Genomic DNA, 13,560 nt, shown 5'->3' on the forward strand with positions numbered 1-13,560 from the left:
CACAGAAATATGAGCCAACTTAAAATCGCCATTTTCCCAAAAATAAAAACCTTAAGTGCAGTTGCTCTGCTATTGCTACTATTCGGGTGTCCACAAAAGTTAGCGCCCAACAACTATGCTGTCAAGCGAGTCAGCGACGGCGACACCCTTGTCGCCAGCGATGCCGCCGGGAAAGATATAAAAGTGCGTTTTGCCTGCATAGATGCACCGGAAGTCGCCCACACAAATGCTGAAAAAAATAGCAAAGCAGCAGCAAAAAAAAATCAATTTAAGTGGGGAAATCTAGCGCACCAAAGAATGCAGCAGCTTGTCAATCAAGGGGGCGGCCGCGTTGTTTTGACCGTCACCGATACTGACCGCTACGGCCGCAAAGTGAGCGAAGTTCGCTTGCCAAACGGCACATTTGCCCAAGAAGTTTTGACCCGCGAAGGATTAGCAATGGTTTACCGTCCTTACTTGAAAAATTGTCCGAGTGCAAGTATTCTGGAACAAGCGGAAGCAGAAGCTAAGAAAAATCGCCGCGGCGTTTGGGGAGATTCTAAATTTGTTCCCGCGTGGGATTTTCGCAAGAAATGATTTAGTCATTGGTTATTGGTTATTGGTGGTTGACAGTTGACTGTTAACTGTTACCAGTTCTCCATGCCCCATGCCCCACGCCCAATTCTCCATGCCCTATGCCCTATGCCCAATTCCCAATTCCCCAACAAATGTGATAGGCTCCAGATAAACTAATAGACTGCTGACAAAAGCGGTCTATTGCAATCACCCAAAATTAACTTTACCGGACATCAATGAATATCAAACATCTGGTTATTTCCGGCATGGCCCTGCTCCTCGGTACTACAATCGTAGGAAATGCTATTGCTCAAGGACTGACGGACGACCAAAAAACGGTTGTTTGTCGCTTGAAAACTGAATTTGATCAGCGGAAAGGCAACGGTCAAAAATTAGTATTTGTGCCGTTGCTGGGCCAAGTTCGCAAGCAAGTTTCATCTCCTTTTAGAGCCACGCTGCATCCTAATGTGGAGTATGTTTTTGTTGCCACTTGCGATGGAAATTGCCAGGATTTAAACTTATCTCTCAAGGATGCAAGCGGTCAGGAAGTCGCTGTGAGTCAAAAAACAGGCGAACTGGCGTCAATCTCTTTTACTCCCCCATCCCAAGGCGAATATCAAATCAGTGCTAAGCCTGGGGAATGCACGACGGCAGAGGGTTGCAGTTACGGCCTGGGAATCTTCGTTCCAGCAAGTGCTAGCGTACCTAATGCTTCAAGAATTCCTGCTGAGATAGCACAATTTCGACTTTGCCAGTAGGGGAACAAGGATAGAGTTGTAGGTTGCCAGGAGAGTAGAGTTTTTAATCAGAAATCTAACTCATAACTTGCAACTTATAACTCGCAACTTATCTCGCAACCACGCCCGACGGTGAGTAGGTTCTTAATCACTCAAACCCTCCCTTTGACTGTTTCTTCCTTCTTTCTTCTTCCTTCTGCTATAATTTGTTACGCATAACTCATCCAAACTGTCAAGCCGATCGAGCTGTGGAACCCTGCAAAGGCCCAATAACTGCCGAAAGCTGGCTTGAAGCCAGAACTTTATTTACCCTCAGACAGGCATCAATTAGAATATAGATGGTGCCTCTCAAAGGTGACGAGTACATTGCCCATGTCTTTAACCTTAGCTTTGAAAAATCAACTGCAGAACCGTCCTCAAATAGGGTTGAAAAGTCTGTTGGGCCGCTTGGGTATCAGGCAGAAAATCGGCTGCGGATACGCATTGGTCATTGGTATTGCCGTTTTGGGTGCTGTGGCGGGACGGGGAGTAGAATCCTATCACAAACAGCAAGTTAGAGAAAAACTAGCGATCGACCGAGACAAAGCGGAAATCTTAACAAACCTCAATCACACGGTGCAGGAAGTCAGAATTCAGCAGCAAGAGCTCGCGAGTCTGACGGCCAAACCGCAAATTTTCGATCGCGAACGATCGGAATTCCTGACTCGCGTTGCTCAGATGAGCGGCATCCTCGAACAACTGCAAACTCTACCGCCGACGAAGAATCCCGATGTTGCCAAAGACTACCAACAGCTTCAACAGTTCGCTCAAGCCAACGGCAAAACCGTAGAATCATACTTTCAACAAGTACAAAAATTGTTGGCTGCTGCCAAATTATCTGCTTTGAATCCGCAACAGCAGCAGGCTTTCGGGCGGAACTTGAACAATTTTGTGGCCGGCGAAACTGCTTTGAAACTCAAACAGTTTTCCGAGGATTCAGCCCAACTGGCCGTCAACTTTCGCGAGAAAGCAGACGAGGCATTGAGAACCTACGAAAATGCCGAAAAACTCGGAACTCTCATTCTCGTAGGCTCTCTCTTGATATCAGGTGCGATCGCAGCAATTCTAGCAGCATACACCAGCGGGGCGATCGCTCGCTCCTTAGAAGCCACAACCCTCATCGCTCAGCGAGTGACAGAAGAATCTAACTTTGACTTGCAAGTACCCGTCACTACTTCCGACGAAGTGGGAATGCTAGCAATTTCCCTCAACGAACTAATCCAAAGAGTAGCGGAATACACAGAAGAATTGCACGAAGCAAAAGTAGCAGCCGAAGCTGCCAACCGCTCGAAAAGTGCATTTCTCGCCAACATGAGCCACGAACTACGCACCCCCCTCAACGCCATCATTAACTACAGCGAAATGCTGCAAGAAGATGCTCAAGATTCGGGTTCAGAAGACTTTCTGCCAGACTTAGAAAAAATTCAAACCGCCGGCAAACACCTGCTGGATATGATTAGCGACATCCTCGACATTTCCAAAATAGAAGCCGGTCACGTCACCCTTTATTTGGAAAACTTCGACGTGGCGACCATGATTGAAGAAGTGATGACTACGGCTCAACCGCTAGTAGAAAAAAAAGGCAATTCTTTAGCACTGAAAACCAAAGGCGAACTCGGTACAATGTACGCCGACCAACCGAAAGTGCGGCAAATTCTCCTTAATTTGCTCAGCAATGCTGCCAAGTTTACCGAAAAAGGCGTCATTACTATCGGCGTCGAAAGAATGAAAATAGAAAAATCAAGACCGACCAAACAAAATAAAAATAATGATATTCACTCTGGTTCAAGCTACACTTCTCAAGTTTTAATGTTTCGAGTCAGCGACACCGGCATCGGCATGACAAACGAGCAATTAGAGCAGATATTTAAACCTTTTACCCAAGCTGATGCTTCGACTACCCGCAAATACGGAGGGACGGGTTTGGGATTGACAATTAGCCAGCGTTTGTGTCAAATTCTCGGCGGCGAAATTAGCGTTGAAAGCGAAGACGGGAAAGGTTCTACTTTTATTGTCAGTCTCCCGGAACGGGTTGTGATGCAGGCATGAAGTCAATCGATTTTAGATTTTAGATTTTAGATTTTAGATTAAAGAATTGAAGCATTGACCCTACGGATCGATTCGGGGGGCAAGTTTCTCGGATACAGGTTTTTTATTTCTGGACGAATGAATCCGGGGGCTTGTATCCTGGATGCTTGATTGTCAGGCAAGATATGGATTTGGACGCGGATACACGGATTAATGATTGAGCATTTGTCATATCATGTCCGGTCAATTAACCATAATTCCTGTAGGGGCGGGTTCGCCAAGATATTGAATAGAAACGGGAAAATCTGTAAACCCGCCCCGGCATTTAATCGCGCTCAATCATCGGACATGATATCAATAGTCAGGAGGCAGATATTCCAGGAAAAAGAAAGAGGGAGGAAGGAAGAGGAAAATTTTAAAATGTATTGATATATCAATTATCACAATAAAGAATAATTAACAACCCGGACTTACGCACAGGCTCTATCTGTAGGTGCGCGTTGTGCACCTTACAGATAGGGGTTCTGCGTAATTTTTGATAATTCCCAGGTCAAAACCTGGGAATATAGCAAGCCTAAAGAAGAAAGCCTTGTACAACAGTAGTTTTCAAGACTCCTTCAAAAGTGCGTTCTGTCTTGTCCACCAGCACAACGACATTGCGCCGGTTCGGAGACAAACGAACTTCTCGGATTGAATAAGAGAACACCCAATCTTGAAAATTGTTTAGCGATCCGAGGACACGCTGCCGACCGTTATGATTAATTACAAGACGCATGGCGGCGCTTTCTCTGCCAGCAGAAGCATTTTTTTGCCGCTGTTCTAGGCGAATTTGTAAAGGCTTTGCTGTATTGACTCTGACGGCGACTGTCTCGCTTCCATTAGCTCCGGGAGTACGAGAAATAATGTTGAGTTTAGTTCCAGCGTGAGGAGGAGTTAACTTCAAAGTTTGCCTGCTATTCCAAGTTTTTTTAAGCAAGTCATCTTCTGCCATTTTAGTGCTTTTATTGGAGTCTGGTTCGCCATATTTAGTTTCGATACACCCATTTCTGATGCAGGAATTTGCAGCAACTTGGACAATTTGCAATTCTGCTTTGGGAATTCCCGCTCCTGTATCTCTGGAACTTTCTAGGTACAAGTAGTAATTGCTGTCGGCGGAAAAACCAGACATCCGGTGTGCGGCACGCCAGGTACTTGCCAAAGCTTCAGGGGCTAGTGCGATCGCGGCACTTGCTATAATTCCTAACGAAATTAAAGGTAAAATTTTCATAGCTATCTTTTCCATGTGTGAGAGTTATAGCGGCTGTTATTGATGAGTAAAACAATAACGCTTCGGGTTTCGCTATAGGACTGTGACGGTTCTCAAGTCCTCTCTCCTATTTACATGAGTGTTTCTGCATTTTCCGCAGCAGGAGACTGTTTAAGAATGTGCCGTTTTTTCAAGTGGCACTAAAAAGCATTTTTAATGTGATATTTGGCCTTATCTCACATCTTGCACTATTCTCAAGAACAGGCTTTTCGGCCTGTTCCACAAAAAGTGAATTTTATTCTTGTGGAACAGGCCGAAAAGCCTGTTCATAAAAAGCTTATTGACAATGGTGCAACATCTCAGTCTTATCCAAGAGTCCAACTTTTAGGCGCGAAAGTTTGCTTTTCCTTGCGAGGGACTGCTACACAGGACGGAAATACCTATCTCAAGATAGGGGAACACCGATCCGCCCCCCCTCCGCAACTCCCTACAATGACAATTGTACGGGCGATCGAGCAATTGCCTCTACAGCAATCATCATTTTTAATGCAGGGAATTAAAATTTATGCAACCAAATAATCCAAACCAATTTACCGAAAAAGCCTGGGAAGCCCTCGCCCGCACCCCCGAAATCGTCAAAGCAGGTCAGCAGCAGCAGCTAGAAAGCGAACATTTGATGAAAGCTTTGCTGGAACAAGAATCGGGACTTGCTAGCAGCTTATTTAACAAAGCTGGAGTTTCTGTAGCAAAATTGCGCGATCGCACTGATGAGTTTATCAGTCGTCAGCCCCGAATCACTGGCAGCGGCGGCAACGTTTATCTCGGTCGTTCTCTCGACACTTTACTCGATCGCGCCGAAACTTATCGCAAAGAGTACGGCGATGAATTTATTTCGATCGAGCATTTGATACTAGGTTACGTTAAGGACGATCGCTTTGGCAAAAATTTACTACAAGAATTTAAACTAGATGAAGCCAAGCTCAAAGATATTATTGCCCAAGTCCGGGGGAACAACAAAGTGACAGATCAAAATCCAGAAGGCAAATACGAAGCGCTGGAAAAATACGGCCGAGATTTGACTGAAGCCGCGCGTCAAGGCAAACTCGATCCGGTAATCGGACGGGATGACGAAATCCGCCGCACGATTCAAATTTTGAGCCGTCGCACCAAAAACAACCCCGTACTAATTGGGGAACCGGGAGTCGGAAAAACTGCGATCGCCGAAGGACTCGCCCAGCGAATTATCACCGGAGATGTCCCCCAATCTCTCAAAGACCGACAATTAATTAGCCTAGATATGGGCGCTTTAATTGCCGGGGCAAAATTCCGGGGAGAATTTGAAGAACGCTTGAAAGCGGTACTCAAAGAAGTGATGGATAGTAACGGCAAAGTCATCTTATTTATCGATGAAATTCACACCGTTGTCGGTGCCGGCGCAACTCAAGGCTCGATGGATGCCGGTAACTTACTTAAACCCATGTTAGCGAGGGGAGAATTGCGCTGTATCGGCGCTACAACTCTCGACGAATACCGCAAGTACCTCGAAAAAGATGCAGCACTAGAACGCCGTTTTCAACAAGTTTATGTTGACCAACCGACAGTTGAAGATACTGTCTCGATTTTGCGGGGCTTGAAAGAACGCTACGAAGTTCACCACGGCGTTAAAATTTCCGACAGCGCCTTAGTGGCGGCGGCTACTTTGTCTACTCGATATATTAGCGATCGCTTCCTTCCAGACAAAGCCATTGACTTAGTGGACGAAGCAGCCGCTAAACTCAAAATGGAAATTACCTCCAAACCGGAAGAACTAGACGAAATCGACCGCAGGATTTTGCAGCTAGAAATGGAAAGACTGTCGCTGCAAAAAGAAAGTAATGCTGCGTCTATCGAACGTTTGGAAAGACTGGAAAAAGACTTAGCAAACCTCAAGGAACAGCAAAGCGCTTTGAATGCCCAGTGGCAATCGGAAAAAGGTGTCATCGGCAACATTCAAAAGATTAAAGAACAGATTGATAAGGTGAATATTGAAATTCAGCAAGCTGAATTAAAATATGACCTGAACCGTGCTGCTGAGTTGAAATATAGCAAGTTAACCGAATTACAAAAACAACTGCAAGAAGCTGAATCTCAACTTTCAGCAACTCAAACCACAGGTAAAACTTTGCTGCGGGAAGAAGTTACAGAAGGTGACATTGCGGAGATTATTTCCAAGTGGACGGGAATTCCGATCAGCAAGTTGGTTGAATCGGAAATGCAGAAACTTCTGCACTTGGAAGATGAACTGCACAAGCGGGTAATTGGACAGGATGAAGCGGTGACTGCGGTTGCAGATGCAATTCAGCGATCGCGCGCAGGTTTAGCCGACCCAAATCGTCCGGTTGCGAGTTTTATCTTCCTCGGCCCCACGGGTGTTGGTAAAACTGAGTTAGCTAAAGCCTTAGCGTCTTATCTGTTCGATACTGAAGAGGCGATCGTGCGAATTGATATGTCGGAATACATGGAGAAACACGCGGTTTCGCGGTTAATTGGTGCGCCTCCGGGATACGTTGGCTACGATGAAGGCGGACAATTAACTGAGGCTGTGCGCCGCCGTCCTTACTCAGTGATTCTATTCGATGAAATCGAGAAAGCGCACCCGGATGTATTCAACATCATGCTGCAAATTCTGGATGACGGCCGCGTTACCGATGCTCAAGGTCACACGGTAGACTTTAAGAATTCTGTGATTATTATGACATCGAATGTCGGCTCTCAATACATCTTAGATGTGGCGGGAGATAACGAACAAATGCGGAGTCGGGTGATGGAAGCGATGCGGGGAACTTTCCGCCCGGAATTCTTGAACCGGATTGATGAGATGATTATCTTCCACGGTTTGAGTAAGACGGAACTGCGGCAGATTGTGCTGTTGCAAGTTAAGCGCTTGGAAAAACGGTTAGCCGATCGCAAAATGTCTCTGAAATTGTCGGAATCTGCGATCGACTTCTTAGCAGAAATTGGTTACGATCCGGTTTACGGTGCGCGGCCTTTGAAGCGGGGAATTCAACGCGAGTTGGAAACGCAAATGGCGAAGGGTATTTTGCGGGGAGATTTTGCTGACGGCGATACCATTTTTGTGGATATCGAGAATGAAAGGTTGGCGTTTAAGCGGCTGCCGGCACAGTTGGTGACTGCGAAATAATTTGAGTAGGGTGGGCTGCGGCCCACCTTATTTTTTTGAGGCGGTGGTTCTTTTTTTGACCGCAGATGTAGGCGGGTGGACGCGGATGGGATTGCGGGCGATCGTTCTTAAGGGCGATCGTTTTCTGATTTATCTTTTTTGAGCTCTTGGCGATCTCTGACTGCTTTAGCTGCGACATGGGAGAGAAGGTTTGCGAGGGTTCTATCTTCTTCTTCGGCCCATTCGGACAAGGCTTGATGAACGTCTTCTGGCAGTGTAACTGTAACTCGCATTCGTGAAGGCATAGGTGGGCACGGTTTTACTTCAATTGTCTTAAATTTTACACTGCAAACCCTTTCAGTATGGCGCCGTCTTCAACTCGGGCGATCGCTCCGGGATTGGTCCTTTTTCTGCTCTTGGCGCTCTCTAACAGATTTCGTCAGCAGGTAAGTTGTCAAACTGCTAACGGATCTGCTTTCTTCTTCTGCCCATTCTTCCAGAGCTTTTTGAATTTCCTCTGGTAGGTATGCGGTAACTCTTCCCCGTGAAGCCATTCGTTGCACTACAAAAAATCTCAATACAGTCCATCTTACGCTGTTTTGAGTTAAGACCGATAAAAATATTTCATTTTAAGTTGTTTTAACTTATTGTACGTCATTGTGTGTTATAATACCACCTGTAAACAGTCAAAAGCCAGCCCCTTACTGTCCAAGGTTCCGGGCTGGCTCTGGCTCCAACATTCAATGGAGACAAATTCTATGATGACATACAAAGAACGCTTGTGTTGTTGGGCGATCGCCCGTTTGTTACCCTCTGAGCAATGGATAATTGTTGCCCGCTTCCGCAGTCGTTCAGATGCAGACGGGCATTTTCAGTTTCTGCGTCAAACTATACCCCACGTTAAGTTCGAGGTTGTGTTCGATTCCAGTGGGGACAGTCACCGTTTATCGGCCTTGGGCCGCCCTTCCAATTCCGTCACCAGCGCGTTATAAATGGTAATTTTCGCGGCGGTTTCAGTTAATTAAACATTGGCGATCGCACTTTTTTTGATAAGTGCGATCGTCCGTACCCTCTCAGCCAAATCAGAATTTACACTGGGGTGGCCTCAAGACTAAAATTCTCCGAACAGGAATTTATCAACCTTGGGCTGTGGTAAAATTATCGTATCCACAACACTTTCTCGTTACTTAAAAATATGCGATCGAAACTCGAAGAAATTACGCTTCAAGACAGAAATGCTGCTGAAATGGAAATTCGCGACAAGCAGAAGCAAATTAATTACGATACGAGAGACTATCCCCTCGAAATACTTGTTCAAAAATATATGGAAGGAATTAACGATGATACTAATAAGTTGTTTATTCCCGACTACCAACGCGAACTTGTTTGGGATTAAGCAAGGCAATCAAAGTTTATCGAATCGGTAATTTGGGGGCTGCCAATACCTTCTATATTCGTTGTTGATATCGGCCATGATGAAAATGATGAACCACGTTTAGAGATCGTATACGGTGCACAACGCATTCTTACCCTAACTAGATTTGTTAACAACGAATTAACCTTAATTGGACTCCAAAAAATAGAGCAGTTAAATGGATTTAAGTTTAGTGATTTACTCATGCCTCGCCAGAGGAACTTCAACCGAAAGACAGTTCGGACTATCCAATTAACTGAAGCTGCGAATGAGGAAGTCCGAAGAGATTTATTTGAACGGATACAATCCTTTTAATGGCAATGTAAATTCATTTTACCTACTGTACAAAACCCGAGGCAACCAGTTTAATAAATGTAGTGGCGCGTATTGAATATTTCCGCAATTAACTGCCATGTCACACTCATGAATACTGTATTTTTAGACTTTAATACACGCGCCAAAGAGGTGAACGATTACTTCATTTTTTTGGAAAGCTTGGAAAAACAGACAACGAAGTTAGCTTTATTCGATACTCGTGGCAAATACCAAATTCAAAGCCTCGATCCAGAGTTAGCAAAAACTCTCAAAGCTAATGCTTTTTTGTTGCTGTATAATTTAGTTGAATCCACTATGCGAAATGCGATTGAAGCCATATTTGAGGAGTTTAAAAATAAATCCATCTCCTTTGACCAACTCCAACCTGAAATTAAACTGATCGTCCTCCAAAATCTTAAAAATCGTTCTCCTAAGAAAATTTATTTAACAATTAATCAACTCTCTACTGATATCATCACAGCTACATTTGAACGTGAAGAACTGTTTTCGGGGAATGTGGATGCTAGGTTAATTAAAGAAATAGCAGACAAATACGGTTTTTCATATCAAACAGACTTTGCTAAGACAAAAAACGGGCAAAATCTTGTAGTGATTAAAAGTAATAGAAATGACTTAGCGCACGGCATTAAGTCTTTTGAGGAAGTTGGACGAGATAAGACAATTAAGCAACTATTAGAAATGATATCGTTTCCGGTTGTATCGGAATGATTTAACCGCAGAGGGCGCAGAGAACGCAGAGGGAGAGAATACAGAGAGGAATAATTCCGATGCTACCGGATTTGATATGAAGGAAGAAGTCGTAGAGTATTTGACGCAAATACTGGAAAATATCAGAGATTATCTTGACAATGAAGAGTATTTGGAACTAACTACAGGTAATCCTTAATTTTAGGCTAAGAAACCGGGTTTCTCGGATGATTTAGGTAGGGTGGCGAGATATCTCAGAAGAAACCCGGTTTCTGGGAATGATGTGAAGGCTACTTCCGCACCATCACAGACTTAATTACAGCATTCGGGTGATACTTATTAGTCTGATAGAATCCCCCTTTACCAGCCCCGTAAACCCCCCCAAATTGTTTCCCTTCAGCCTTGGGAACAAACATAATATTTCTAGTGGGTTGCTTGGCAAAAACCACATTTTCTCTCATTTCATTATCCACGTTATAAGATAAAGTAGCCTTGCCGTAAATTGCCTCAGCTTGTTTCAGAGTCATTCCTGGCCCGACGCCCTGAACTGTTTTATAATTAGAATTCTCAGTCATCAAAAGTTCAATGACATCGGTATCTTTTAGCTTTGTACCCGCAGCGTAGATAATCCGATATTGCACTTTTCCCGATCGACTGACAGCCACAGAATCAAAGTCTACCATAAAAGGAGACTCTACCTTAAACTGCGCCGTGGAACCCAGAGCCTTTTTCAATTGTCCGAAAGTCATCCCCACCTTCGCCGCTCCAATTGTGCGATCGGAAATTGTTAAACTTGCAGAAGGTGTTTTTTGAGCAGTTTTTGCCGTTTCGCCTAGCTTATTTGCACCCCCAGGCGCAACAGCGGAACCCGGAACTGAAATTAAGGTGAGGTAACTGCCGATCGCCAATAAAACAGCTATCATTGATCCAGACAAAACTTTAACATTCAACATGACTAATTCTCCTAGATTTCAAATGCGACTATCTACCCGTATCTTTTTGACTATCCTGGGCCTCACCCTCCTAGTTTGGATTCTCAGAGGTGTTGGCCTCTTGACATTCATTCCCGGTGGTGTAATTTGGATACTGATTTTGTTGTCTTTTGTTGCGGGTATTCTCAGCACTTTACTCCGTCGGTAAGCCAGCATCCGGCAAATAACAAATAAGAATTAACAATTAAAACTTAACAAATTATTTTAATTTTGATTGTTTGATAGCCTTTCCCACTGTTACATTTAACTGAGCGCCGATCAGCATCACCAAAGAAGAAAGATCGAGCCACAGCAGCAACACAATAAAAGTTCCGATCGTGCCATAAGTCCAACTGTAATTGCCCAAGTGCAAAACATAAAACCGAAATAAAGCTGAAAATAGCGCCCACAAAATAGCAGCAAAAACTGCTCCCGACAAAATAGGAATATCTGGTTGACGACGGCTAGGCCCGTAGCGGTAAACAAAAGCAAAAGCCAGTGATACAATTCCCAAAGAAATCGGCCACCGCCACAACCGCCAAACACCTAACAGTTGCGACTCCAAAGGGCAATTGTCGGCGAGTAGCAGGCAATTTTGGACATTTTTTAAATTGCAATTGGCGACGGACTCCAGCAGGCAACTCTGGCGGGCAATAGCTTGTACAATTAAGTCGCTGACAAATACTACTCCCGATGCTAGAATTAACAGCACAATTGTACCGATACTCAGCGCCAGAGAAATAAGTTTTGCTTTCCAAAAGGGTCGAGTTCGATCGCTGGGGATGTCATGGATGCGATCGAGTGCAGCCATCGCCGCGCTCATTACTCCAGAAAATGCCCAAATCGCCCCAAGAAAGCTCACCGAAAACAGCCCTTTACTGCGAGTTAACAGAATTTCTTTGATTAAGCCGCCAATCAACTTCCGCACGTCATCGGGTATAACTTCGCCCAAAAGACGGGCGATTTGATACAGTGTTGACTGCAAAGGTTCAAAGAGGGCGATCGCAGATAAGATAGCCAACAGCCCCGGAAACAGCGCCAGCATAGAATTGTAGGCCATTTCCGCTGACAGCCCCGGCAAGCGCTGTTCTCCCGCCTTCGCGGCGACTTCCTTGAGTGTCCCCCAAGTCAAACACCGACAAAACAGCCAAAAACCACCAAATTTCCGTTTGAGAGCTCTCAGCAGCCTTAAAAGCGCCTTAAACAAAGCTAAAATCAGGTAGCGCAACCAGTAAAAAATGTTCATAGCGCACAGGCAATGGGGCGAAAGATGAGGTACACAAGTCGTTAATTAATTAATATCAAATCCGGTTGCATCGGAATTATTCCTCTCTGTATTCTCTCCCTCTGCGTTCTCTGCGCCCTCTGCGGTTAAATCATTCCGATGCAACCGGAAACGATATAAGCCATTATCAACTCGCAATTGCCAATTCCCAATTCCCCAATCTAAAATCTAAAATCTAAAATCTAAAATCAATATTATGGCTCAGGATGTCAGACAGTGGTTAGATGAAATCAAGCGGCTGCAACAGCAGTTAACAGAAGTTTCGCGCGATCGCGATGAGGCTGGTGAAAGTGCCGCTCAGTGGCGCCAACTCTACAATACTGAAGCCGAGCAGCGGCGGAATGATGCTAAATTAACTCAGCAAAGCATCGCTTCTCTGGAAGCACAAATACAGCAATTACAAAATTTTTCCCCCATTGTGCCCGAAGGCGACGATGCTGGAGTTGCTCGCCAGCAGGAAGTCGAACAACTGCAAACAGTTGGCGAACTTAAAGCTAAGTTAGCAGAAGTTCTCGAAGAGCGCGATCGGGCGATCGAACAAGTTAAACAACTCACTCAAGCCCTCAAACAAGAAGAAGCCCGTCACGCCGAAACTAGCAAAAATTTAACTAGCGCCCTCGGAGATGCCGTTGACTTGCTCACGAAAGCCCAAAATCCTGCCCCTGCAAAAACCGAGACAGTATATTCTTTAGAGATAGTACCTACTCGCACTGCAAATCCCGGCGAAACTGCTCTGGAAATCCGCCAAACTTCCGCCCCAGGCAAAAATCCCGCCCAACTTCCACCTTCTAAAAATCAGTTACTTGATTTACCGCCCTTTGGGAATTAGGAGTTACAAATTCAGGAATTGTCGTCATGGCGAGTCCCCTTACGATCGCGAATTAAATAACTTACAATTTTAATTGTTATTGTGGGATGGGCTCTTATAGCCCGTCATGAGTGGACGGGCGGGACGCCCATCCCACAAACTTGTGGAAGTTATTTAATTCTCATTCCTTAGCAGATGGGATTTAGTTACCGATGTGTTGTTTTTGCTTTTCCTGCAATTAACCGGCATTAATTCCTCAGCTTCTTGATGATATTCAATTCCGGTTCTATTGGA

14 protein-coding genes are annotated in these 13,560 nt (G+C 44.8%); 9 read left to right on the forward strand and 5 right to left on the reverse strand.

The window, feature by feature from the left end; genetic code table 11:
- The first annotated feature begins 9 nt into the window (after nucleotides 1–9).
- The 3 genes from QT984_RS08680 (at nucleotide 10) to QT984_RS08690 (ending at nucleotide 3,380) form a co-directional block, all read left to right on the forward strand.
- Nucleotides 10–576, forward strand: a complete 567-nt coding sequence (locus tag QT984_RS08680) for a thermonuclease family protein (protein ID WP_333052774.1) — start codon at nucleotides 10–12, stop codon at nucleotides 574–576.
- Between the two features lie 215 nt (nucleotides 577–791).
- On the forward strand, nucleotides 792–1,313 hold the full coding sequence (locus QT984_RS08685; protein ID WP_333052775.1) for a hypothetical protein: 522 nt from the start codon (nucleotides 792–794) through the stop codon (nucleotides 1,311–1,313).
- Between the two features lie 351 nt (nucleotides 1,314–1,664).
- The gene (locus tag QT984_RS08690; protein WP_333052777.1) at nucleotides 1,665–3,380 is read left to right on the forward strand and encodes an ATP-binding protein; all 1,716 of its coding nucleotides are present in this window, start codon (nucleotides 1,665–1,667) and stop codon (nucleotides 3,378–3,380) included.
- Nucleotides 3,381–3,933: 553 nt separating this feature from the next.
- Here the strand turns inward: QT984_RS08690 and QT984_RS08695 are convergent.
- Nucleotides 3,934–4,626: a DUF2259 domain-containing protein gene (locus QT984_RS08695; RefSeq protein WP_333052778.1), complete on the reverse strand. Its 693-nt coding sequence runs from the start codon at nucleotides 4,624–4,626 to the stop codon at nucleotides 3,934–3,936.
- A gap of 544 nt (nucleotides 4,627–5,170) precedes the next feature.
- On the opposite strand from QT984_RS08695, the gene clpB reads away from it, so the two are divergent.
- A complete protein-coding gene (gene clpB / locus QT984_RS08700) occupies nucleotides 5,171–7,786 on the forward strand; it encodes an ATP-dependent chaperone ClpB (RefSeq protein ID WP_333052780.1) in 2,616 nt (871 codons plus the stop codon).
- Between the two features lie 107 nt (nucleotides 7,787–7,893).
- Here clpB and QT984_RS08705 read toward each other — a convergent pair whose 3' ends face one another.
- The gene (locus QT984_RS08705; RefSeq protein ID WP_333052781.1) at nucleotides 7,894–8,070 is read right to left on the reverse strand and encodes a ribbon-helix-helix domain-containing protein; all 177 of its coding nucleotides are present in this window, start codon (nucleotides 8,068–8,070) and stop codon (nucleotides 7,894–7,896) included.
- Nucleotides 8,071–8,139: 69 nt separating this feature from the next.
- Nucleotides 8,140–8,319 carry a ribbon-helix-helix domain-containing protein gene (locus QT984_RS08710; protein WP_332960054.1) on the reverse strand — a complete coding sequence of 60 codons (180 nt, stop codon included), beginning with the start codon at nucleotides 8,317–8,319 and terminating at the stop codon, nucleotides 8,140–8,142.
- Nucleotides 8,320–8,523: 204 nt separating this feature from the next.
- Between QT984_RS08710 and QT984_RS08715 the strand changes: the two genes are divergently transcribed.
- The 4 genes from QT984_RS08715 to QT984_RS08730 all read left to right on the forward strand — a co-directional run bounded on the left by QT984_RS08715 (nucleotide 8,524) and on the right by QT984_RS08730 (nucleotide 10,223).
- Nucleotides 8,524–8,757 (forward strand): hypothetical protein, encoded by a 234-nt coding sequence (locus QT984_RS08715; RefSeq protein ID WP_333052782.1) that lies wholly within the window; start codon nucleotides 8,524–8,526, stop codon nucleotides 8,755–8,757.
- Nucleotides 8,758–8,960: 203 nt separating this feature from the next.
- Nucleotides 8,961–9,161: a hypothetical protein gene (locus QT984_RS08720; protein WP_333052783.1), complete on the forward strand. Its 201-nt coding sequence runs from the start codon at nucleotides 8,961–8,963 to the stop codon at nucleotides 9,159–9,161.
- Between the two features lie 18 nt (nucleotides 9,162–9,179).
- Nucleotides 9,180–9,494, forward strand: a complete 315-nt coding sequence (locus QT984_RS08725) for a GmrSD restriction endonuclease domain-containing protein (RefSeq protein WP_333052925.1) — start codon at nucleotides 9,180–9,182, stop codon at nucleotides 9,492–9,494.
- Between the two features lie 108 nt (nucleotides 9,495–9,602).
- Entirely contained in the window at nucleotides 9,603–10,223 is a 621-nt protein-coding gene (locus tag QT984_RS08730) for an MAE_28990/MAE_18760 family HEPN-like nuclease (RefSeq protein ID WP_333052785.1), read from the forward strand.
- A 269-nt stretch (nucleotides 10,224–10,492) separates the two neighbouring features.
- On the opposite strand, the gene QT984_RS08735 is transcribed toward QT984_RS08730, so the two are convergent.
- Nucleotides 10,493–11,155 (reverse strand): hypothetical protein, encoded by a 663-nt coding sequence (locus QT984_RS08735; protein ID WP_333052786.1) that lies wholly within the window; start codon nucleotides 11,153–11,155, stop codon nucleotides 10,493–10,495.
- Nucleotides 11,156–11,393: 238 nt separating this feature from the next.
- Nucleotides 11,394–12,419, reverse strand: a complete 1,026-nt coding sequence (locus QT984_RS08740; RefSeq protein ID WP_333272995.1) for a YihY/virulence factor BrkB family protein — start codon at nucleotides 12,417–12,419, stop codon at nucleotides 11,394–11,396.
- Between the two features lie 235 nt (nucleotides 12,420–12,654).
- Here QT984_RS08740 and QT984_RS08745 point away from each other — a divergent pair, with 235 nt between their 5' ends.
- Nucleotides 12,655–13,287, forward strand: coding sequence for a hypothetical protein (locus tag QT984_RS08745; RefSeq protein WP_333052789.1), 633 nt, complete (start codon nucleotides 12,655–12,657; stop codon nucleotides 13,285–13,287).
- Nucleotides 13,288–13,560 lie beyond the last annotated feature (273 nt).

This window comes from Microcoleus sp. Z1_B2, from assembly GCF_036700325.1.
Classification (GTDB): domain Bacteria; phylum Cyanobacteriota; class Cyanobacteriia; order Cyanobacteriales; family Microcoleaceae; genus Microcoleus.